Here is a 22,809-nt window from a genome sequence, read left to right on the forward strand (position 1 = left end):
TCAAGAAGAAAGCCAGCCATTTTTTGTAATGAAATTACTTTTAATTGAGGTATAGTAAAAACCAACTTGATCTCCTGAATGCGATTCTTCATGACCAAAAAACGCCTAGCCGACAGCCCGACGTTCCGCCAGTTGCAAACGCATTTCGACGCCGTTGGCGACGCCGCGATGCGAACGCAATTCGCCAGCGAGCCAGACCGCTACAGCCGCTACTCGCTGCACGCCGCCGGGTTGATGCTCGACTACTCCAAAAACCGCCTGAACCAGACTACGCTGGACCTGCTCATGGCACTGGCGCGTGAACAGCAGGTCGAGGCCAGGCGCGATGCGATGTTTGCCGGCGAAAAGATCAACCTCACCGAGCAACGTGCCGTATTGCATACCGCGCTGCGCGCGCCGCGTTCAACCGCATTGTGCGTCGATGGTCAGGATATTACCGCCGACGTCCACGCGGTACTCGATCAGATGCACGGCTTCAGCGAACAAATCCGTTCTGGCAACTGGGTCGGGCGCGACGGCCAGGCCATCACCGACATCGTCAATATCGGTATCGGCGGCTCCTATCTGGGACCAAAGATGGTGTGCCAGGCGCTGCGTGCGCAGGCACATGCGCGACTGAGCTGCCACTTTGTCTCGAACGTCGACGGCCACGATCTGGCGGCCGTGCTGGCAAAAGTGAACCCGGCCACCACCCTGTTCATCATTGCCTCGAAAACCTTCACCACCACCGAAACCATGATGAACGCGCATTCGGCGCGCAGCTGGTTTTTGCAATCCGGCACCGAGGCCGATCTGGCCCGGCACTTCGTCGCGGTCTCGACCAATTTGCCGGCGGTCACCGGGTTTGGTATCGATGCAGCCAATATGTTCCCGTTCTGGGACTGGGTCGGCGGACGCTATTCGATCTGGTCGGCGATCGGTTTGTCGGTTGCCGTGCTGGTAGGATTTGCGGCCTTCCGCGAATTTCTGGATGGTGCGCACCGGATGGATCAGCATTTTCGGACTGCGCCGCTGGAACAGAACATGCCGGTGCTGCTGGCGATGATCGGTATCTGGTACCGCAATTTTCATGGTGCCAGTTCGGTTTCGGTCGCGCCATACCACCAGGACCTGGCGCTGTTCGCCGGCTACCTGCAACAACTGGACATGGAAAGCAATGGCAAGCGCGTCACCGCATCCGGCCAGCCATTATCGGCAGCAAGCGGGCCGGTAATCTGGGGCGACACCGGTACCAATGGCCAGCATGCGTATTTCCAGTTACTGCATCAGGGCAGCGATCTGATCCCGATGGATTTCATTGCCGTCCTCAACGCCAGCCACACCCTACCGGGCCATCATGCGGTGCTGCTGGCCAATTGCTTTGCGCAATCCGAAGCCTTCATGCGCGGCAAAACCGCCGTGGAAGTCCGCGCCGACCTGCAGGCACAGGGACTGGATGCGGCAGCGACCGAGGCATTGGTGCCACACAAGACCTTCCCCGGTAACCGGCCCAGCAATACGCTGCTGATGGACGCGCTGACGCCCGCCAACCTCGGCGCACTGATTGCGCTGTACGAACATAAAGTGTTCGTGCAAGGTGTGATCTGGGGCGTCAACAGTTTTGATCAATGGGGTGTCGAACTGGGCAAAGTACTGGCCCAGGCCATCGCCCGGGAATTGAGCGGCAAGTCTGCCCCGCAGCAGCATGACAGCTCAACGACAGCCTTGATTGCGCTGGCGCGCGCGGCACAAATGGCGACCCCGTCCATCGCCCCCGATTCACCCTCTGCAGACTGACAGCCACCATGACTCTGAATGACTTCGATCTGGTTTTATTTGGCGGCAGCGGCGACCTGGCGATGCGCAAACTGCTGCCGGCCATGTATGCCCGAGACCGGGCCAAGGACTTGCCTGCGTCGGCGCGCATCATTTGCGTTGGCCGGCACGACTGCACTACCGAGGCATTCCTCGCATCGGTGAACACGACCTCCAAACCCCACATCGCCGACACCGCACTGGATGCGGCGGTCTGGCAGCGCTTTTGCCAGCGCATCCACTATGTCGCACTGGACGCCACCGATCCGGCCAGTTACACCGCCCTGGCCACGGCCATGCGCGATGATCCGGCGCTGACACGGGTGTATTACCTGGCCACGCCACCGACCTTGTTCGCGACGATCTGCCTGAACCTGGCGGCCTGCCAGCTGGCGACACCGAACTCGCGCGTGGTGCTGGAAAAACCCCTCGGGCGCGACCTGAAAAGTGCACGGCAAATCATTGCCGATGTCGGCAGCGTGTTTGCCGAATCGCAGATTTTCCGGATCGATCATTACCTCGGCAAGGAAGCGGTACAAAACCTGCTGGCGCTGCGCTTTGGCAATGTGCTGTTTGAACCGCTCTGGCGGCGCGAGTGGATTTCGGATGTGCAGATCACGATCGCCGAGGAACTCGGGGTCGGCAACCGGACTGGTTACTACGACACCTCCGGCGCACTGCGCGACATGCTGCAGAATCATTTGCTGCAATTGCTCTGCATCGTCGCCATGGAGCCGCCGACCATGATCACACCGGATGCGGTGCGCGACGAGAAGCTCAAAGTGCTGCGTTCGCTCAAAAAATTCACCCCGGCCACGCTCTCGCAAAACGTCGTGCGCGGCCAGTATCGTGCCGGTCATGTGAATGGCGTGGCGGTGCCCGGTTATCGCAAGGAACCCGGTGCCAATCCGGAATCCAGAACCGAAACCTTCGTCGCCGTGCGCGCCGAAATCGATACCTGGCGCTGGGCTGGCGTGCCGTTCTATTTGCGTACCGGCAAACGCATGGCCGACCAGCTGGCCGAGATCGTGGTGCGCTTCAAGTCGATTCCGCATTCGATCTTCGCGCAATCGACCGGCAGTTTTCTGCCCAACAGTCTGGTGATCCGGCTGCAACCCGACGAAGGCCTGCACCTGAACCTGATGGCCAAGACGCCGGGCGACAGCATGCGTCTCAAGCCGGTCGATCTGGAAATGGATTTTCACGAGACCTTCAAGTCGCCCCGCATGGATGCCTACGAACGCCTGTTGCTCGATGTCTTGCGCGGACAGCTGACGCTGTTCATGCGCAGCGATGAACTGGAAGCGGCGTGGGAATGGGTCGAGCCGATTCTGGATCATTGGGATCAGGAAGAAAGCGATCCTTTCCCGTACACCGCCGGCACCTGGGGTCCGGCCGCCGCCAGCGCCCTGATCGGGCGCGATGGCTTGCAGTGGCGCGAAGAAACCTTGCCGGAGATGTAAGACCATGCTGCTCGACGCTCTCCGCACCCAGCTCGATTCGCTGTCCAAATCGGAACGCAAGGTCGCGCAAGCGGTGCTGCGCGATCCGACCCTGGCGGTCGCAGGCAACATTACGGCGCTGGCAAAGAGTGCCCAGGTCTCCGAGCCAACCGTGGTGCGATTTTGCCGCACACTCGGTTATGGCGGCTGGCAGGAATTCAAATTGAAGCTGGCGCAGGCGCTTGCCGTAGCGCTGCCCGGCGTGAATGAAACCCTGACACCGAACGACCTGGCCACCGATCTGGTGGCAAAAATCTGCAGCCGCTCGATCAACGCCCTGCTCGATTTACGCAACACGCTGGACCCGGCAGCGATCGAGCGTGCGCTGGATTTGCTGGCGCCTGCGCGCAAGATCGAGTTCTATGGACAGGGTTCGTCGGGCATCGTCGCGACCGATGCGCAGCATAAGTTTTTTCGGTCTGGCGTGCCGGCAGTGGCGTACTCCGATCCGCACATCCACAGCATTGCTGCGTCGTTGCTGAAAAAAGGCGATGTGGTGGTGGCGATCTCGCAGCGCGGCAATAGCGTGGCGTTGCTGCGCAGTGTTCAGCTGGCACGCAAGGGTGGCGCCGCAGTGATTGCGCTGTCGCCCAGTGGCACACCGCTGGCCGAGCTGGCGACCGTGCTGGTGCCGATCGATCTGCATTTTCATACGGACCCGTATACGCCGATTTCGGCACGGCTGGCGCACCTGGTCGTGATCGACATCCTGGCCGTCGGCCTAGCACTGCGACGCGGGCCGGAATGTCGCAGGCAAATGCAGCATGCGCAAAAAGCCCTGCAAAAAATGGACATGCAGTTCGATTCTTTTTTGCGTACGCCGCACCAGCTTGACGAAGAAAACTAGCGCGCTTGAGGTGGCTCGCCACCCCGACGCCGGTTAAAACTCCAGGCAGATCTTGCCGAAGTGCGCACCACTGGCCTGATAGCGGAACGCATCGGCGATCTCGGATAAACCGAACGTGCGATCGATCACCGGATGAAAACCGGTCGCATCAATCGCGCGGACCATGTCGATCTGTTGCTGGCGATTGCCGACGATCAAACCCTGCAAACATACTTGCTTGATCATCAGCGCAGCGGTCGGCACGTCACCGGCGTAACCGGTCAATACGCCGATGAGCATGATGTTGCCGCCCACCCGGACCGCCTCGATCGATTGCGGCAAGGTACCCGGACCACCGACCTCGATCACGTGATCCACACCCAGCCCGCCGGTCAGATTGCGTACCTGCACACCCCAGTCCTTGTGGGTCTTGTAATTGATCGTGTGGTCGGCGCCCATCGTGCGCGCACGCGCCAGTTTTTCATCCGAGGACGACGTGATGATCACTGTCGCGCCCATGAACTTGGCGAACTGCAAGGCGAAGATCGATACGCCGCCCGTCCCCATCACCAGTACGGTGTCGCCCGCTTTGACGTTGCCTTCGACCACCAGCGCCCGCCATGCGGTCAATCCGGCTGTGGTCAGCGTGGCGGCTTCGGCGTGGCTGTGGCCTTTCGGCGCATGCGTAAAACTGGTGACGTCGCAGGTCACCATCTCGCGCGCGTAACCGTCGATGCCATCGCCCGGCACGGTCGAAAAATTACCGCTGGTTGGCTTGCCGTTAAGCCAGCCCGGAAAGAAACAGGACACCACATGGTCGCCCGGCACGAACTCGGTGACACCGCTGCCCACTGCCTCGACCACACCAGCGCCGTCCGACATCGGGATACGGCCATCAACTGGCCAGCCATCGGTGCTGACGACGCTGTAATCATGGTAATTCAGGGAGCTGGCGTGGATGCGCACGCTGATCTGCCCTGCTGCCGGAGCCGCTGGCGCGTCTTGGTCAATGGCGATCAGATTGTGCAGACCACCTGGCGAACGGAGAATAATAGATTTCATAGGGAGGTTTTCCTGAGAAGAGTGAAAGATAAAGCAGCTGAACAGTATGCGTCGACAGTGATCCGCGTCAGTCGTTTGTGTTATTTGAGTCGGTTTTTTGAACGAGCATGTTTTCAACTTCTGATTTCACCTTAACAGCTTTGTGCAGCCGTTGTTTTCACCACCCTGTTTGACAGCGCGCTGGCAGGAACTTCCGGGCATGGCCACTCGGGCCCGCAGGCGTCCTTGCAGGCTGTCGCATCACGCCCTGCGAGCCAGTTGCAGACGATCTTCAGGCTGATACCGGGCGTGGCAAGGGCACGTTTTTTGCACCGCCACAACCCACCAATGTGGCGGCAATGACCCGCCGCCCGATCTCGGCCAGCGACACGCCTGCTGCGTTACCTCGCCCCGACTCCGCCGAATTGCGGTTGCTGGCGGCACTGGTGCACCGGGTAGCCGATCGAATCGGATGCGACGAATCCGCTCAGGGTTAGGCGCAGTTTGCGATGCCTCGACAAGCCTCACGCTAGGCTCGCCCAATGATGCAGCGCCGTTATTTTTTCAACGTCAGGTTACTGGAAACACTCTTCACACCAGCGACCGCCTCGGCGACTTTTTTGGCCTGATCGATCTGTGCCTGTGTCTCGACCGCGCCGCTCAGTGCGACGGCACCGCCCGTAGTCGCGACCTTGACTTCGGTCCCCTTGACGATGGGATCTGCGAGCAACGCGGTCTTGATCTTGGTGGTGATGATGCTGTCATCAACTGCCGCCACCACCGAGGAACCCGCGACCGTGCCACCGGAAGACGGCGTCGTTGCCGTGTCCGATTGCCGGTTACACCCCGACAGTATCGCCGCGACAAACACCACCACCAGCGCGCTTTTCGACACACCCGATATCGTAGTCATTGGCTCTCCTTTGAGCGATGAAAAATAGCGGGTGTCTGGCTTGTTGCCTGTGTAGTTGCCTGTGTAGTCGCCTGTGTAGTCGCCTGTCTTGTTACCAGGCTAACCGCGACACCCGATGTGGAAAACGCCAAGCCGCTTCACAAGCCAGACCTGTGTGGCGGACCGTGTTCTGACCGGACGTTATTTGCCGGTCGTTGCGGGTGCACCCGTCTCGGGTGGCGGTGGCGCTGTGGACAAAGAAGATGATGCAGGTGCCGGCGCCGGTGCCATTGAACTTGACGACGGGTTCGCTCCGGCACCACCGGTCATGCCCGGTGCTGGCGCAGCGCCAGGCATGTCGGCCGAGCGGCGATCGCAACCGCCCAGCAACGCGGTCACAATCGCGGCCGTCAAAACGAATGTGGGTGTGAGTGATGAGACTTTCATTAGTGCTCCTTGAGTGTAAAGACCAGAGGCAATGCGGTCAGTTGTCGACAAGTTCTAAGCCTGCGCCCAGATTATCGCGAACCACCTGCCGTCCATTGATCTTGCACAAGCACGCTACCCGCGCTGGCCTGGTTCACGCACTATCCACGCGTCCCATCAACGCATCGTCATTCCATCCATCGCTGCCAGCAACAATGCGGGGTCACCGAGCGCCAGTCGTTTCGAGTCCGACAGCGTCTGGCGAAAGTGGCGCGCACCGGGCAATCCGGCCATCAATCCGAGCATGTGCCGGGTGATGCTGTTGAGGCGCAGGCCGCCTTTGGTGTCGCCGGCTCTGACGCTCAGCAGCTGGCTACGGATGTACGGCAGCATCGCCTCCAGCACCTCTGCCCGGGACCGCGGATCGCCAGCCTCGTCGTAGTAGCGCGCATCGAAGCCGGCCATCAGATACGGGTTGTGATACGCCTCACGACCCAGCATGACACCATCGACATGCTGCAGATGCAGGTCAATCTCGGCTTCGGTCTTGATGCCACCGTTGATGATGATTTCGAGCTCCGGAAATTCGCGCTTGAGCTGATAGACCGCGTCGTAGCGCAGTGGCGGTATCTCGCGATTCTCCTTGGGGCTGAGCCCTTTCAGGATCGCATTGCGGGCATGCACGATGAAGGTCGTGCAGCCGGCATCGGCCACCGTGCCGACAAAGTCGCGCATGAATTCGTACGATTCGTTCTTGTCGATACCGATGCGATGCTTGACCGTGACGTCGATGGACACCGCATCACGCATCGCCTTGACGCAATCGGCGACCAACTGCGGCTCGGCCATCAGGCAAGCGCCGAATGCACCCTTCTGAACCCGCTCGGAAGGGCAACCGCAATTGAGGTTGATTTCATCGTAGCCCCATTGCTGACCGAGGCGTGCGCTGTGCGCCAGATCGGCAGGATCGCTGCCGCCGAGTTGCAATGCGACCGGATGTTCTTCGTCACTGAAATCAAGGTGACGCGCAACATCGCCATGGACCAGCGCGCCGGTGGTCACCATCTCCGTGTAGAGCCAGCTATGCCGGGAAATTGCTCTGTGAAAGACCCGACAGTGGCGATCCGTCCAGTCCATCATGGGTGCAATCGAAATGCGGCGCGCACCTGGCGCAAGCTTGTTTTTTGGTGAGGGATTCATTCGTATTGGAAATTCCGCAAAGCGTGTCGAGACCGGCGCGATTATACGGGAGCGCCTCTGTGGTATCAGCACAGCATCGCCTTCACCCCAGAAAACGGCGCCGGTGCCCGGCAAAGGGTTTAACATCGGGAATTACCTCATCACCCACGGACCTGCTGCCATGCTCAATACCGATCATTTCTGGATGCCGTTTACTGCCAACCGCCAGTTCAAATCAAAACCACGGATGCTGGTCGCCGCCTCCGGCATGCATTACACCACCGACGACGGCCGCCAGATTCTGGACGGCACGGCGGGTTTATGGTGCAGCAACGCCGGCCACTGCCATCCCAAAATCACCGAAGCGATCCGCCACCAGGCCGGCAAAATGGACTTTGCGCCGGTGTTCCAGATGGGCCATCCGCAAGCCTTCGAGGCCGCCAGCGCGCTGGTCTCGCTGGCGCCCGAAGGCTTGAACCGGGTGTTCTTTTGCAATGATGGTTCGGAAGCCGTCGACTCGGCGCTGAAGATTGCGCTGGCCTACCACCGGGTACGTGGCGATGGCATGCGGCATCGTCTGATCGGCCGGGAAAGGGCCTATCACGGTGTGGGTTTTGGCGGGATTGCGGTCGGCGGGATTGCCGGTAACCGCAAGCACTTCGGTCCGGCCCTGCCCGGCGTCGACCATTTGCGCCATCCGCTGAACATCGCCAAAAATGCGTTTTCGAAAGGCTTGCCGGAACACGGTGCCGAGATGGCCGATGAACTCGAACAGCGCTTGCTGGCATTGCACGACCCGGCCACCGTGGCCGCCGTGATCGTCGAACCGCTGCAGGGATCGACCGGCGTGATCCTGCCACCCAAAGGCTATCTGCAAAAGATCCGCGCCATCTGCGACAAGTACGGCATCCTGCTGATCTTCGATGAAGTCATCACCGGTTTCGGGCGACTCGGCACGCCCTTCGGCGCCGACTATTTCGGTGTCGTGCCGGACATGATCGTTTGCGCCAAGGGGCTGACGAACGCCACCGTACCGATGGGTGCGGCCATCGTGCGACAGGATATCCATGACACCTTCATGAGCATGGCGCCCGAGAACACGATCGAGTTCTTCCATGGCTACACCTACACCGGTCACCCGCTGGCCTCCGCTGCTGCGGTCGCCACCATCGATGTCTACAAGAGCGAACACCTGTTCGAGCGCGCTGCCGCCATGGCACCGTATTTCGAACAGGCGGCACACAGCTTGCGCGGGCTGCCTTACGTCAAGGACATCCGCAACCTCGGACTGGTGTGCGGCATCGAACTCGACGGTGTTCCCGGCAAACCGGGCATGCGCGCTTTCGATGTGTTCCTGAAAGCCTTCTGGGAAAAAGGCGTGCTGATTCGTACGACCGGTGACATCATTGCGTTGTCACCACCGCTGATCATCGAGAAGTCACAGATCGACCAGTTGTTCGGTGCGATCGGCGACATCCTGAAGACTCAGAAAACCGTGCCGGATGTCGAAGAGGCGATGGCCTGAGGCGCTGAATCCGGCGCCGGCGCAATAGCACCAGAAACGGGCCGGCGCATCGCGACCAGCTCGTTGAAAACCAGGGCGGCGAGCACCAGCGTGCCGCCTGCCAGCGTTTCGGCCGGCGGTACTTCACCCGCGCCTAGCCAGGCCCAGACCGGCCCAAGCAACACTTCAATCAATGCCAGCAGCGAGATTTCCGGTGCCGACAACGATCGCGATGCGGTGACCACCAGCATGCAGGGCAAGCCAAGCTGAAAAAAACCCAGCGCAATCAGGATCGCGACATCATGCGCCGAGACCTGCAATGGCCAGCAAAACGGCAACATGGCGAGTGCCGACAACAGGGCACCAACCAGCACCGACGGGATCAGATCGATCCGGGCACCCGCCTTTTTCAAGACAATAACGTTCACTGAGGACGCCAGCGGCGCACCGAGTGCAATGCCCATGCCCAGTAACTGCGGACCGCCAAGCTGCGACATGCCTTGTGCAAACATCCAGACGATGCCGGCGCATGCCACGGCAATGGCAAGCCAGGTACGCGGAACGATCACCTGCTTGAGGAATATCCACGCCAGAAACGCTGTCAGCAGCGGCGCAATGCTCAACACGATCAGCGTATTGGCGACCGTCGTCATGGTCAGCGCAATCATGAAGCAGCAAAACATGACCGCCCACATCGCACCCGAGACCGTGCCGGTCCATCCGAGCGCCTGCACGCTGGCCAGCGCCTTGCCGCGCTTTTGCCACATCAGCGTCGCGGTGACAAACACGGCCGCAAACAGGCTGCGCCAGAACGTCACCTCGAATCCGCGTGCGGACTCCAGCTGGCGTGTCATCACGCCAGCACTGCTCCAGAGGATGGCAGCAATAATCATCAGCACGACAGCGCGTTGATGGGAGACAAATCGTGACATGGACAACTCCATGAAAAAACCCGCCGACTTCAGGCTGACAGTGACGGCAGCGAGAACCCGGCGGGTTTCAAGATAACGGCCGGGGGTGGATAGACCCTCCCCGTGATCAACGCAAATTACGCGTCGCGCGATGCTTTCTTGCGATCCGCTTCTTTCAGATAACGCTTGCGCAGGCGAATGCTCTTAGGCGTGATTTCGACCAGCTCGTCATCGTCAATGAATTCAACCGCATATTCCAGCGACATCTGGATTGGCGGAACCAGACGCACCGCTTCATCGGTACCCGACGAACGCACGTTGGTCAATTGCTTGCCCTTGATCGGATTGACGACCAGATCGTTGTCACGTGAGTGAATACCGATGATCATGCCTTCGTACACTGGATCGTTGTGCACCACGAACATGCGGCCGCGATCCTGCAGTTTCCAGAGCGCGTAAGCAACGGCAGCGCCATCATCCTGCGACACCAGCACGCCGTTACGACGGGAAGCCATTTCGCCACGGGTGTTATCGACCGGTGCGTATTCGTCAAAAATGTGGCTCATCAGGCCGGTACCGCGGGTCAGGGTCATGAACTCGCCCTGGAAACCGATCAGGCCACGGGCCGGGATACGGTACTCAAGACGGACACGGCCTTTGCCATCGGATTCCATGTTTTGCAGATCGCCGCGACGACGACCCAGCTCTTCCATGACGCCGCCCTGGTTGACTTCTTCGACATCGACCGACAACAATTCAAACGGCTCATGGCGCACGCCATCAACCATCTTGAACACCACGCGAGGACGCGATACTGCCAGCTCGAAACCTTCGCGACGCATGTTTTCGATCAGGATAGTCAGGTGCAATTCCCCGCGGCCCGAGACTTCAAAAATCGTATCGTCGTCGGTAGGCGCAACGCGCAATGCCACGTTGGCTTTCAGTTCGCGGTCCAGACGCTCACGCAACTGACGGCTGGTGACAAACTTGCCTTCACGGCCAGCCAGTGGCGAGTTGTTGACCATGAAGTTCATGGTCAATGTTGGCTCGTCAACGGTCAGCATCGGCAGCGCATCCGGCATCTCGGGAGCACATACCGTGGTTCCGATACCGAGTTCGTCGATACCGTTGATCAGCACGATGTCGCCGGCGACCGCTTCATCGACCAGCACGCGATCCAGGCCCTTGAAGTTCAGGACCTGATTGACGCGGGCCTTGCGTGGCACACCGTCCGGACCGTCCATGATGATGACGTCTTGCAGACCGCGCACGCGACCACGGGTGATACGGCCAATGCCGATCTTGCCGACGTACGACGAATAATCGAGGGAAGAAATTTGCAGCTGCAGCGGACCGTCCTGGTCATCTTCGCGCGCTGGAACGTGGCGCAGGATGGCGTCGAACAGTGGCTTCATGTCGCCATCGCGCACGGTCGAGTCGAGACTCGAATAACCGTTCAGTGCCGAAGCGAACACAACCGGGAAGTCAAGTTGCTCTTCGGTCGCGCCGAGCTTGTCGAACAGTTCGAACGTGGCGTTGATGGCCCATTCAGGACGTGCACCCGGACGATCGATCTTGTTGACGACAACGATAGGCTTCAGGCCCAGCGCCAGTGCCTTGCGAGTCACGAAGCGGGTTTGCGGCATCGGACCTTCCTGTGCATCGACGAGCAGCAAAACGCTGTCGACCATCGACAGGACGCGCTCGACTTCGCCGCCGAAGTCGGCATGGCCCGGGGTGTCTACGATGTTGATATGCGTGCCTTCATACTCGACGGCGCAATTTTTCGAGAGAATCGTGATACCACGTTCTTTTTCGAGGTCATTGGAGTCCATCACGCGTGCATCGACTTGCTGGTTATCGCGGAAGGTACCCGACTGACGCAGCAACTTGTCAACGAGGGTGGTTTTGCCATGGTCAACGTGAGCGATGATGGCGATGTTACGGATGGCGCGTTTTGTATTTGACATGATCTTTTCGGGCTGAATTCTTGCGTGGTTCGTTCTTGCGTAGTGCTCGGTTCATGCTCGGTTCGTGCTTGCTTTGTGCCGGCTTCGAGCTTGAAGCGTCAAGAAATGAGTGTGTAATTTCAAAAGCCGTGCATTCTAACATGCTGCGTTGCACGAAATCGTAAAACGCCGTGTCTTTTCAACGGCGATCCGATCAGATTCGGGCAGATTTATTTTGCTGCGGTAGAAACCAGGCGTTCTGGTGCAACGACACCAAACTCCTGCATCTGGCCGGTGCCGAGCAGGCAATCGTCGCTGGCCCGATAAACCCGCACCCGGCCAGTGGTGGCAGGCAGCGCGACATCTTCCTTGCCGAGTGAAATCCGCTGGCCATGCAGAAAGCGTCGTGCCAATTCATCGGTCAATGCCAGCACCGGAAAACTGTCCAGCAACGCATCAACCGGATCGAGCATGGTGCCGCGCTCTTCTTCGGCGACCGCCGCCAGTTGCTCCAGCGTGACCGCGTCGGCCAGCAACAAGGTACCGACCTGCGTACGACGCAATGCCTTCAGATGCGCGCCGCAACCGAGCGCCGCACCGATGTCTTCGCCCAGCACACGGATATAGGTCCCCTTGCTGCAGCGCACCCGCAAGGTCAGAAATGGCGAGTCGAAATCGACGAACTCCAGCAAATGAATCACCACCGGGCGCGCCTCGCGTTCCAGCGTGATGCCGGCGCGGGCATATTCGTACAGCGGCTTGCCGTCGCGCTTGAGCGCCGAATACATCGGCGGCACCTGGTCGATCGGTCCGCGAAATTGCGCCAGGACTTCGTCGATGCGAGCCCGTGAGACATCCACTGGCAGTGTTTCGAGGATCACGCCTTCGGTGTCGCCGGTGTCGGTGCGCAGGCCCAGATGGATCACGGTTTCGTAGGTCTTGTCGGCCTCCAGCAAATCCTGCGCGAACTTGGTCGCTTCGCCAAAACACAGCGGCAGCAAACCAGTTGCAAAAGGATCGAGCGTACCGGTGTGCCCGGCCTTTTCGGCATTGAACAGGCGCTTGGCCTTGATCAGAACGTCATTGCTGGAATGGCCGGCGGCCTTGTCGAGCAACAGCACGCCGTGGACGGGAACACGTTTTTTCCGTGGGGGGAAAGTGGCCATGAAATTCTAATGAGTGGTGTGATCAGGTAACGAAAACCCGGCTCAGGCCTGGTCGTCGTCCTTGGAGCGCGTTGCATTCGCTTCATCGATCAGCTTCGACAATTCGATGCCGCGTGCTGTCGACGTATCGTGCACGAAATGCAGTTGCGGCAAGGTATGGACATGCAACCGACGGCCAAGCTGGCCGCGTATGTAACCGGATGCCTGCTGCAAGCCGGCTACCGTGTTCTTGATGGTCTCGGCCTCGTCACTGAGCATCGTGAAAAACACCTTGGCATGCGCGTAATCGGGCGTGAGTTGCACCTCGGTGACGGTGATCATGCCGACGCGCGGGTCTTTCAGTTCATAGGCCACGATCTCGGCGAGGTCGCGCTGGATCTGGTCGGCCACGCGGATGCCGCGGACGGGAATGGTTTTACTGTGCTTTGCCATGATGGGGGACTTTAAAAATACGACGCAATGGTGAGGCCGGAAGCCGGTTCACTGCTACGCCGGAAATGCGAATGGGGTGCTCCAAATAGTACAGGCCTGGGTACCTGTGCGATGCCCCACCCTTGCAGGTCGGACATCGCACAGCCACGCAGGCCTGTGCTGGTACTAGCGTTGCAGCCGGATTACAGCGAGCGGGCGACTTCCTGCACTTCGAAAATCTCCAGTTGATCGCCTTCCTTGATGTCGTTGAAGTTCTTCAGGGTCAGACCGCACTCGAAGCCAAACTTGACTTCCTTGACGTCGTCCTTGAAGCGTTTCAACGAATCGAGTTCGCCGGTCCACAGGATCACATTGTCGCGCAGCAGTCGGACCGATGCGCCGCGACGTACCAGGCCTTCGAGCACGTAGCAACCGGCAATCGCGCCGACTTTGCTGACCAGCAGGACCTGACGAATCTCGACCAGACCCAGCGATTGCTCGCGCTTCTCTGGTGCCAGCATGCCCGACATCGCTGCCTTGATTTCGTCGACAGCATCATAAATGATGTTGTAGTAACGAATATCCACGCCATTGGCTTCGGCCAGCTTGCGGGCCTGTGCATCGGCACGCACGTTGAAGCCGATGATGACCGCTTTCGAGGCGACCGCCAGGTTGACGTCGGACTCGGTGATACCACCGACTGCCGCATGCACGACCTGAACACGTACTTCGGAAGTCGACAGCTTTTGCATCGAATGCACCAGCGCTTCTTGCGAACCCTGCACGTCGGTCTTGATGATCATCGGCAGGTTCTTGACTTCGCCTTCGGCCATCTGGTCGAACATATTTTCCAATTTCGCGGCCTGCTGCTTGGCCAGCTTCACGTCGCGGAATTTACCTTGACGGAACAAGCCGATTTCACGCGCCTTGCGCTCATCGAGCATGACCATGACTTCTTCACCGGCGACCGGCACTTCGGTCAGGCCCTGAATCTCGACCGGAATCGATGGACCAGCTTCGGTGATGGCCTTGCCATTTTCATCCAGCATGGCACGAACGCGACCATAGGCCGAACCTGCCAGCACCACGTCACCGCGACGCAAGGTACCAGACTGCACCAGAATCGTTGCAACCGGACCGCGACCTTTATCCAGGCGCGCTTCGATCACCAGACCACGGGCTGGCGACGTCACCGGCGCCATCAGTTCCAGTACTTCGGCTTGTAGCAAGACGTTTTCCAGCAACGCGTCGATACCTTCACCGGTCTTTGCAGACACAGGGATGAATGGCGACTCGCCGCCGTATTCTTCCGGCACGACTTGTTCGGCAACCAGTTCCTGCTTGACGCGATCCAGGTTTCCACCCGGTTTGTCGATCTTGTTGATCGCCACGACCAGCGGTACGCCGGCAGCTTTTGCATGGGCAATCGCTTCCTTGGTCTGCGGCATCACGCCGTCATCGGCAGCCACCACCAAAATAACGATGTCGGTTGCACGCGCACCACGGGCACGCATTGCCGTAAAGGCTTCGTGACCTGGCGTATCGAGGAAGGTGATCATGCCACGCGGTGTTTCGACGTGATACGCCCCGATATGCTGGGTAATACCACCGGCTTCACCCGACGCCACTTTGGCACGGCGAATGTAATCCAGCAGGGAAGTTTTACCATGGTCGACGTGACCCATGACGGTGACGACTGGTGCACGTGGCAACGATTCGGCATTGGCATGTTCGACGCCATTTTCCAGCAGCGCTTCCGGATCATCGGCTTTGGCAGGATGGGCGGTATGGCCCATCTCTTCCACCAGAATCATCGCGGTTTCCTGGTCGAGAACCTGGTTGATCGTGACCATCTGGCCCAGCTTCATCAGATGCTTGATGACTTCGGATGCCTTGACTGCCATCTTGTGCGCCAGCTCGGCAACCGTAATGGTTTCCGGCACCAGCACATCCTTGATGACCGCTTCGGTCGGCGCCTGGAAATTGGTTTCGCGCTCGTCTCCGCCATGGCCCGGGCGACGTCCCTTCGGACCACCGCGCCATGCATCGCGACCACCGCCGGTATTGCCGCGGGTCTTGATTCCTGCGCCGCGCTTTTTGGCGTCGTCCTGCCATGTCGACGAAACATTGGCCGACTTGATCGACTTCTTGTCGACGGCAACGACCGGCTTTTTCTCGTCTTTCTTGTCGGTCGGCTTCTTGTCGGCAGGCTTGTGCAACGTGCCTTCCGGTGCTTTCGCAACGACCGGCGGAGCGACTGGCTCTGGTGCCTTGATGGCACGACGCGGCGCGCTCATCATGAGCTTGATCTGCGCAACTTCGTCCGCAACAGCCTGGCGTGCGCGCTCGGTTGCTGCGACCTTGTCGGTGGCTATCTTGGCAGCATCCTTGGCAGCTTGGGCAGCCTTCTTTTTGGCTTCTTCGGCATCGACGCGTTTCTTTTCATCGAGCACGGATTCGTCCGGCTTGATGACAACCACAGGTGCTTCGACGACAGCGGCCTTCTGGGCTTCGAGCTCGGCCTTGTGGACGGCTTTGGCCTGGGCGACCTTCTCTGCTTCGAGCTTGGCCAGCGTTTCCTGCTTCTCGCGCAGATCGGCTTCCTGACGTGCAATCAGCGCGGCCTGGCGGCGGGCTTCTTCGGCACGACGGGCCACTTCGGCTTCGTCGATGACAGGTGCAACCGGTGCAACTGCCACGGGCGCCTGCGCAACCGGCGTCTCGTCGCGCTGCACGAAAGTACGTTTTTTGCGGACTTCGACTTGAATGGTCCGTGACTTGCCAGTGGCGTCGGCCTGTTTGATCTCGGTCGTCTCCTTGCGGGTCAGCGTGATCTTCTTGGCTTCGCTGTCAGCAGCAACACCGTGGGCACGACGCAGGTGATCCAGGAGTTTGTCCTTGTCATCTTTCGAGAGCGCATCGTCGGTGGTGCTTTTTTCCACGCCAGCAGCGCGCAGCTGGGTTAACAGCAAATCAGCCGGCATCTTCAGCTCGGTCGCAAATTGGGCTACGTTGTTACTCGCCATTCAGTCCTCTTTTCTATGTGGCGCGGTAGATGATAATCGAACTTCTCGGATCATTTGGCTTCCGCGAGGTTCCATGCCTTGGCTTGCAGCGCCTTGACACGATCATCGTACTTGGCATCGATGAGCTTCATCTCTTCATCGGTCACATCTTTAAATTCATCGTCTATCAATTGCCGTGCGCGGTCTGCTGGCAAAGCCAGGATCGCGCCAAACTCGTCATAGGCCAAACCTGAGAATGCCGCCAGCGTTTTGACGCCAGCCAAACCAAGTTTGCCGGCGGTAACCCGGTCCATGCCTTCCATCGTGGCCAATGCATCATCCATGCCTTCGAGACCTTCTTCAGAAGCAATCGCTTCCGTTACCAGGGCATCACGGGCGCGGGTCCGCAACTCATTGACGGTATCTTCATCGAACGATTCGATCTCCAGCATTTCACTGATCGGCACGTACGCGATTTCTTCCAGGCTGGCAAAACCTTCGTCAACCAGGATGTCTGCGACTTCCTGATCCACATCCAGTTTTTCCATGAACAGCGTGCGAATGGCCGCTGTCTCGTTGGCCGACTTGCTGGCCGATTCCTCGGCCGTCATGATATTGATTTGCCAGCCGGTCAGTTCTGCAGCAAGGCGGACGTTCTGTCCACCGCGGCCAATCGCGATGGCGAGGTTTTCCTCGTCGACCACGACGTCCATTGCATGCTTCTCTTCGTCGACCACGATCGACGACACGTTGGCCGGGGCCAGTGCACCGATGACGAATTGCGCCGGATCTTCGGACCACAGCACGATGTCGACACGCTCGCCGCCGAGTTCGCCGGTGACGGCCTGAACGCGGGAACCGCGCATGCCGACGCAAGTACCAATCGGGTCGATCCGCTTGTCGCTGGTAAATACGGCAATCTTGGCGCGAACGCCGGCGTCACGCGCTGCCGATTTGATCTGCAGCAGGCCCTGCTCGATCTCCGGAACTTCGAGCTCGAACAGTTTCATGATGAATTCGGCTGCGGTGCGCGACAGGATCACTTGCGGGCCACGTGCGTTGCGATCCACCCGCAGGATGAACGCACGGACACGGTCACCGATACGCAGATTTTCTTTTGGAATCATCTGGTCACGCGGCAAACGCGCTTCGATCTTGCCGGACTCGACGATGGCATCGCCACGTTCCATCCGCTTGATCGTGCCCGTCACCATCGCGTCACCGCGATCGAGGAAGTCGGCAAGAATCTGCTCGCGCTCGGCGTCACGGATTTTTTGCAGGACGACCTGTTTGGTGTCCTGGGCAAAGCGACGACCGAAATCAACCGACTCGATCGGCTCTTCGATATGGTCATCGACCTCGATGTCGCTGATCTGCTCGAGCGCCTCGAAATGCAGGATCTCCTGATCGGGCAGCTGCAGACCAGCCTCATCCGGAACCACGTGCCAACGGCGGAACGACTCGAACACGCCCGTTTCACGATCGATCGTTACGCGGATGTCGACGTCACCTTCGTAACGTTTTTTGGTCGCCTGGGACAGCGCGTGTTCGAGCGCTCCAAAGACGATATCCTTGTCGACATTTTTTTCGCGCGCCAGCGCATCAACCAACAATAAAACTTCGCGACTCATGCTTTGCGACTCCTAAAATCCACTTTCGGCACCAAGCGTGCCTTGTCCACATCGGCGAGCGCAAACTCAAGCATCGCCGGCCCTTCGCTTCCTTCGAATTCCAACTTCAAATGACCGTCTTCGGGTGCATGCAGAATGCCCTGAAATGATTTCCGGTTTGCGGCGCCCGGCATCGGCATGCGCAATTTAACGGTGGCTTCCATGCCTGCGAAGCGTACGTAGTCTGTCAATTTTTTCAGCGGTCGGTCGAGACCAGGGGAAGACACTTCAAGCCGTTCGTAGACGGCGTTTTCGACGGTCAGCACATGCAACAGCTGATGCGTGACTTTCTCGCAATCTTCGACGGTGATCATGCCACGCTCGGCCTGCTCGGGAGTGAAATCGATAAATACGCGCAGCAGACCGCGCGCGGCCTGCTCGAAATCGACCAGCTCATAGTCCATGCCAACCACGGTTTTTTCTATCAAATCCAGCAACTGCAAGGGCATTCTCCGAATGGGGCGATACAGGCAGGGCGATCAACGCGCTGCGGTGCCGACTGCAACAGAACAATCTGTTCACCAAAAAAAAAATGGGCATGTGCCCATCTTGCTATTAACTTCACCGCCGACTGCTCTTGTTCTTGAACTGTCTTTTTCGGCGGTTTTCGCTGCACTGCGATGTTCGCCGTACTGCGATTTTGTTAACTGCCGCATTATAGTCGATTAGGTTGTGCGCTGCAATGCTGAAATGGACGGAAAAAGCCATCCCTTTTCAGCTATTGCAGCGCCACAAAAAGTCGTCTTTGCAAGACAACCAACAAGTCGGATTCAACCACGCGTGCGGCGGCGCGGCATACCCTGATTGCCGCCGAATCCACCCTGACCGCCTTGACCTTGACCGCCCTGACCACCTCGACCCTGCCCACCCGCGCCTTGACCGCCCGGACCGCTGCGCCCGGCACCGCCACTGCGACGCTGCTGACCCGAATTCGGAAAACCGAGTGCCGTCTGCATCGGATCAGGCTGGCGACTACGCGGCTTTGCCGGCGCTCGTCCCTGACCACCACCGAAACCACCCGGACCACTGCGCGCCTGGCCTGGACCCGCAAAACCACCCGGTCCGCGCGGTGGGCCGCTACGCGACTTGCCTTGCCACTGACCCGCTTCGGGTGCCGGAGCACGGTTGCCGTTAGGCGCATTGGTGCGGGAATTTGCCGGAGCGCGCTCGATCCTGTTGCCGTTGACGCCGCCTTCACTGTCCTGGTAATCGCTGCGACCTTTGGGCGTATCGCCCTTGCCGACGGTTTTTTCGAGTCCGCTGATTTTCAGCAGATCGCGCACTGCATGCTCGTCCATTTCTTCCCAGCGACCACGCTTGAGGTTGGGCGGCAGTACCAGCGCACCATAACGCGTACGAATCAGGCGCGACACGGTCAACCCAATTGCCTCGAACATGCGACGGACTTCACGATTGCGGCCTTCGCCAATCGTGACCCGATACCATTTGTTGACGCCTTCGCCACCACCGTCGGCGACCCGTGAAAACTGGGCCAGACCATCTTCAAGTTCGACGCCGGCCAGCAGCTTCTGGCGCATGCCTTCTTCGAGCTCACCCAGCGTGCGGACTGCGTATTCGCGGTCAATGCCGTAGCGCGGGTGCATCAGCCGGTTAGCGAGGTCGCCCGACGTAGTAAACAGCAACAAGCCTTCGGTATTGAAGTCGAGCCGGCCAACTGCCAGCCATTTTCCGGCCTTCATGTTCGGCAACCGCTCGAACACGGACGGACGGCCATCCGGATCATCGTGACTGACGATTTCGCCCGCAGGCTTGTGGTAGACCAGCACCCGCGGCGGCCGCTTGCTGACACGACGTTGAATCAGCTTGCCGTTGATACGGACCTGATCGGTCGCCAGGATGCGCTGACCGATGTGCGCTGGCTCGCCATTGACAGACACCCGACCCGCCACAATGAGCTCTTCCATGTCCCGGCGCGAACCGAGCCCGGCTTCGGCCAGCACCTTGTGTAATTTTGGCGCATCGTCATCGGCGGTCAGGTCACGGCGGACAACTTTCGGCGGTGCCTGGCGGCTGTTTTTTCCTGCGCCTGCCGATCCTTCGTCACCAGCGGCAGAATCATCGAAAGCGGCTGAAGTAACGAACGAGAAGACGGCGTCCGCATCGACGCCGCGGGGACCGCTGCGCGGCGCACCTGTGGCGGGTTTTGAACGGGGCTTTTGACCGGCATTCGGCCCCTTGGATCGCTCTTCACCGGAACGGGCGCGCTGTTCGCGCGGCTCTCGCGGGGTATGCTGTCTCGGTGGCCGCACGGCGGCGATTGCATTGCCATCGGCGTCAGCAGCATCGCCCTGCACCTGTCGGGTCTCGGCGTCTCCTGCCTCTGCGTCACCGGCAACCGCAACGGCACGCTCGGCGGGCGGACGCGTCCGACGCATGTTGCGTGGACCGCGCACATTGCGCCGCGGCTCTGCGGCCGCGCTGTCACCCGCATTGCTGACAGAAGAAGCACTCTCCACCACCACGCTCGCTTCCGCAGACACCGGTTGCGCGACCGATACGGCATCCTGTTCGGCGGCCGGCGGTTTTACACGGGGCGTCCGCTTGCGCGGTGCCTTGGGCTCGATCGCCGCAGGGGATGAGGTATCGATCTGGCTGGCATCGGTGGGCTTGGAGGAGTTCATTTATTCGATTCTTTATTGTGCTCGACCGGCAGAGTGCCGGCCATCAGGTCAGGCGCATGCGCATTGGGGTGACTGCTTGACTGATCCAATACAGATGCGGCTACTTCGTTATCAGGTTGGTTTTCTGCCGCCAACGGCGACTGCTTCTCTACGGGACTTGCCAGGGCAAGGCCAATTGCTGCTTGCTGCGTTTTTTGCTGTGTTTCTTGCGTCAGGCCAGGCTGAAAACTGGCATCCAGCTCCTGCATCTGCTCCAGCAAACCTTCTTGCAGAGATCCTTTGAGTGCCTGTTGCAACGGCGGCATCTGATCCAGCGAGGCCAAGCCGAGATCATCCAGAAATTGCTTTGTCGTCGCCAGCAGGGCCGGTCGGCCCGGCACGTCACGGTGTCCGATTGCCTCTACCCAGTTGCGCTCTTCCAGCATCTTGATCGTTTGCGAATTGACTGCAACACCGCGAATTTCTTCGATATCACCCCGTGTCACCGGCTGCCGGTACGCGATGATTGCCAGCGTCTCCAGGGTCGCGCGGGAATATTTCGGCGGCTTTTCGGGGTTGAGGCGCTCAAGATAGATCTTCATTTCCGGCCGGCTCTGGAATCGCCATCCCGTCGCGAGGCTGACGACTTCGATTCCTTTGTCAGCCCAGTCTGTACGCAGTTGCTCAAGCATGGTCCGAATGGTATCGGCGCCTATATCATCGCCGTGCCCGTCCTGGTCGACAAAGAGCTTCTTCATGCCGTTGATCGACAAAGGCTCATGAGCGCACAGCAAGGCGGTTTCGAGGACTTTTTTTGCCTCAGCGGTATTCATTCGTAATTTATTGTCCGGCTTGTGGTGCACATTCCAGTGTTTGTATTCAGCAGCAGCCACTTGTAATGGCTACCCGGCAAAAAAAACCGTTGATGCTGCGTTCCGTCGCCCATGCAAGGAGGAGATATTTATGAGCGGGAAGTTTTTTTACTGATGTTTTAACGTTTTAACTGATGTTAGAACTGATGAGACTTGGTTGCGGGGACAGGATTTGAACCTGTGACCTTCGGGTTATGAGCCCGACGAGCTGCCAGACTGCTCCACCCCGCGTCTGATTGGTCGAAATATACAGCGTATCGAGTGACTTTGCAACGACTTCGCCGGGCATTTCGCAGTGATACACTTGGGTCGGCGCCGATATTCTTCGCGCCACGGACCTGCGTATCAAAGCCTTCGTTAAAGCCTTCGTTATAGCTTTCGTTATAGCTTTCGTTTTCACGACTTTGTTTCCAACTCACAAGTGGCCTGCCATGAAATTTTGTTCCGAATGCGCGCATCCAGTTGCGTTAATGACCCCTCCCGGCGATAACCGGCTGCGCTATGTGTGTTCGCAATGCGGCGTGATCCATTACCAGAATCCCAAACTGGTAGTCGGCGCCATCCCGGTATGGGACCAGGACGGCGACACCCAGGTACTGCTGTGCCGACGGGCGATTGAACCACGCCTTGGATACTGGACCCTGCCAGCCGGGTTCATGGAAAATGAAGAAACCACAGCCGATGCAGCCCTGCGCGAAACCGTCGAAGAAGCCGGCGCGAACATCCAGCTGCATGACCTCTTCAGCATGATGAATGTGCCGCACGTGCATCAGGTGCATCTGTTCTACCGCGCCACGTTGCTGGACCTGAATTATCTGGCCGGCATAGAAAGCCTCGAAGTGGCGATGTTCACGGAATCAACGATGCCATGGAAAGACATCGCCTTCCCGACGGTCACGGAAACCCTGAAGCACTTTTTTGCCGACATGCGCAAGGTCCGGGAAGGCGCTCCGTTCGGTTTTCATGCACGCGACATCATGAAACCCATGCGCGCCGCCACCGAGTAACTTGCCACCCACCATGACGTGTTTATCCACAGG

The 22,809-nt window shown here is 59.2% G+C and carries 19 protein-coding genes and 1 tRNA gene; 6 read left to right on the forward strand and 14 right to left on the reverse strand.

The genetic code is table 11. The annotated features are described in order from the left end of the window. Positions 1 to 90: 90 nt before the first annotated feature. Genes pgi through ABD720_RS13960 form a run of 3 tightly spaced genes read left to right on the forward strand, consistent with a single transcriptional unit; the run spans position 91 to position 4,143 of the window. Positions 91 to 1,776 carry a glucose-6-phosphate isomerase gene (pgi, locus tag ABD720_RS13950; RefSeq protein ID WP_344763945.1) on the forward strand — a complete coding sequence of 562 codons (1,686 nt, stop codon included), beginning with the start codon at positions 91 to 93 and terminating at the stop codon, positions 1,774 to 1,776. An 8-nt stretch (positions 1,777 to 1,784) separates the two neighbouring features. Continuing rightward, a complete protein-coding gene (zwf, locus tag ABD720_RS13955) occupies positions 1,785 to 3,257 on the forward strand; it encodes a glucose-6-phosphate dehydrogenase (RefSeq protein WP_344763946.1) in 1,473 nt (490 codons plus the stop codon). A 4-nt stretch (positions 3,258 to 3,261) separates the two neighbouring features. Further along, a complete protein-coding gene (locus ABD720_RS13960) occupies positions 3,262 to 4,143 on the forward strand; it encodes an SIS domain-containing protein (RefSeq protein WP_344763947.1) in 882 nt (293 codons plus the stop codon). A 33-nt stretch (positions 4,144 to 4,176) separates the two neighbouring features. On the opposite strand, the gene ABD720_RS13965 is transcribed toward ABD720_RS13960, so the two are convergent. Continuing rightward, on the reverse strand, positions 4,177 to 5,184 hold the full coding sequence (locus ABD720_RS13965; protein ID WP_344763948.1) for a zinc-dependent alcohol dehydrogenase family protein: 1,008 nt from the start codon (positions 5,182 to 5,184) through the stop codon (positions 4,177 to 4,179). A gap of 338 nt (positions 5,185 to 5,522) precedes the next feature. Between ABD720_RS13965 and ABD720_RS13970 the strand changes: the two genes are divergently transcribed. Beyond that, positions 5,523 to 5,660, forward strand: coding sequence for a hypothetical protein (locus ABD720_RS13970; protein WP_344763949.1), 138 nt, complete (start codon positions 5,523 to 5,525; stop codon positions 5,658 to 5,660). Positions 5,661 to 5,719: 59 nt separating this feature from the next. Here the strand turns inward: ABD720_RS13970 and ABD720_RS13975 are convergent, their stop codons facing one another. The 3 genes from ABD720_RS13975 to dusA form a co-directional block, all read right to left on the reverse strand. Continuing rightward, positions 5,720 to 6,076 (reverse strand): BON domain-containing protein, encoded by a 357-nt coding sequence (locus ABD720_RS13975; RefSeq protein ID WP_344763950.1) that lies wholly within the window; start codon positions 6,074 to 6,076, stop codon positions 5,720 to 5,722. Between the two features lie 180 nt (positions 6,077 to 6,256). Then, positions 6,257 to 6,502 (reverse strand): hypothetical protein, encoded by a 246-nt coding sequence (locus ABD720_RS13980; RefSeq protein ID WP_344763951.1) that lies wholly within the window; start codon positions 6,500 to 6,502, stop codon positions 6,257 to 6,259. A gap of 156 nt (positions 6,503 to 6,658) precedes the next feature. Further along, positions 6,659 to 7,681 (reverse strand): tRNA dihydrouridine(20/20a) synthase DusA, encoded by a 1,023-nt coding sequence (gene dusA / locus ABD720_RS13985; protein WP_344763952.1) that lies wholly within the window; start codon positions 7,679 to 7,681, stop codon positions 6,659 to 6,661. Positions 7,682 to 7,841: 160 nt separating this feature from the next. Between dusA and aptA the strand changes: the two genes are divergently transcribed. After that, a complete protein-coding gene (gene aptA, locus ABD720_RS13990) occupies positions 7,842 to 9,185 on the forward strand; it encodes an omega-aminotransferase AptA (protein WP_344763953.1) in 1,344 nt (447 codons plus the stop codon). On the opposite strand, the gene ABD720_RS13995 is transcribed toward aptA, so the two are convergent. From ABD720_RS13995 to ABD720_RS14040, 10 genes are all read right to left on the reverse strand, one after another. Continuing rightward, the gene (locus ABD720_RS13995) at positions 9,146 to 10,096 is read right to left on the reverse strand and encodes a DMT family transporter (protein WP_344763954.1); all 951 of its coding nucleotides are present in this window, start codon (positions 10,094 to 10,096) and stop codon (positions 9,146 to 9,148) included. The genes aptA and ABD720_RS13995 overlap by 40 nt on opposite strands. A gap of 116 nt (positions 10,097 to 10,212) precedes the next feature. Further along, positions 10,213 to 12,045, reverse strand: a complete 1,833-nt coding sequence (gene typA, locus ABD720_RS14000; RefSeq protein WP_344763955.1) for a translational GTPase TypA — start codon at positions 12,043 to 12,045, stop codon at positions 10,213 to 10,215. Positions 12,046 to 12,254: 209 nt separating this feature from the next. Next, positions 12,255 to 13,190, reverse strand: a complete 936-nt coding sequence (gene truB, locus ABD720_RS14005) for a tRNA pseudouridine(55) synthase TruB (RefSeq protein WP_344763956.1) — start codon at positions 13,188 to 13,190, stop codon at positions 12,255 to 12,257. 42 nt (positions 13,191 to 13,232) lie between these two features. Next, positions 13,233 to 13,622, reverse strand: a complete 390-nt coding sequence (gene rbfA / locus ABD720_RS14010; protein WP_344763958.1) for a 30S ribosome-binding factor RbfA — start codon at positions 13,620 to 13,622, stop codon at positions 13,233 to 13,235. 182 nt (positions 13,623 to 13,804) lie between these two features. Further along, a complete protein-coding gene (gene infB / locus ABD720_RS14015) occupies positions 13,805 to 16,627 on the reverse strand; it encodes a translation initiation factor IF-2 (protein ID WP_344763960.1) in 2,823 nt (940 codons plus the stop codon). Positions 16,628 to 16,677: 50 nt separating this feature from the next. Continuing rightward, positions 16,678 to 18,237, reverse strand: coding sequence for a transcription termination factor NusA (gene nusA, locus ABD720_RS14020; RefSeq protein WP_344763961.1), 1,560 nt, complete (start codon positions 18,235 to 18,237; stop codon positions 16,678 to 16,680). After that, on the reverse strand, positions 18,234 to 18,719 hold the full coding sequence (gene rimP / locus ABD720_RS14025; RefSeq protein ID WP_344763962.1) for a ribosome maturation factor RimP: 486 nt from the start codon (positions 18,717 to 18,719) through the stop codon (positions 18,234 to 18,236). The genes nusA and rimP overlap by 4 nt, the downstream gene beginning before the upstream one ends. Before the next feature lie 327 nt (positions 18,720 to 19,046). After that, complete coding sequence (locus ABD720_RS14030) at positions 19,047 to 20,918, reverse strand: pseudouridine synthase (protein ID WP_344763963.1); 1,872 nt, start codon at positions 20,916 to 20,918, stop codon at positions 19,047 to 19,049. Further along, positions 20,915 to 21,730 (reverse strand): SMC-Scp complex subunit ScpB, encoded by an 816-nt coding sequence (scpB, locus tag ABD720_RS14035; RefSeq protein ID WP_344763988.1) that lies wholly within the window; start codon positions 21,728 to 21,730, stop codon positions 20,915 to 20,917. Before scpB ends, ABD720_RS14030 begins: the two co-directional genes overlap by 4 nt. Positions 21,731 to 21,923: 193 nt before the next feature. Then, positions 21,924 to 22,000 (reverse strand) — tRNA-Met (locus ABD720_RS14040). 200 nt (positions 22,001 to 22,200) lie between these two features. On the opposite strand from ABD720_RS14040, the gene ABD720_RS14045 reads away from it, so the two are divergent. Next, positions 22,201 to 22,776 carry an NUDIX hydrolase gene (locus ABD720_RS14045; protein WP_344763964.1) on the forward strand — a complete coding sequence of 192 codons (576 nt, stop codon included), beginning with the start codon at positions 22,201 to 22,203 and terminating at the stop codon, positions 22,774 to 22,776. The last annotated feature ends 33 nt before the right edge of the window (positions 22,777 to 22,809 follow it).

The organism is Actimicrobium antarcticum, assembly GCF_039536745.1.
GTDB classification, from domain to species: Bacteria; Pseudomonadota; Gammaproteobacteria; order Burkholderiales; family Burkholderiaceae_D; genus Actimicrobium; species Actimicrobium antarcticum.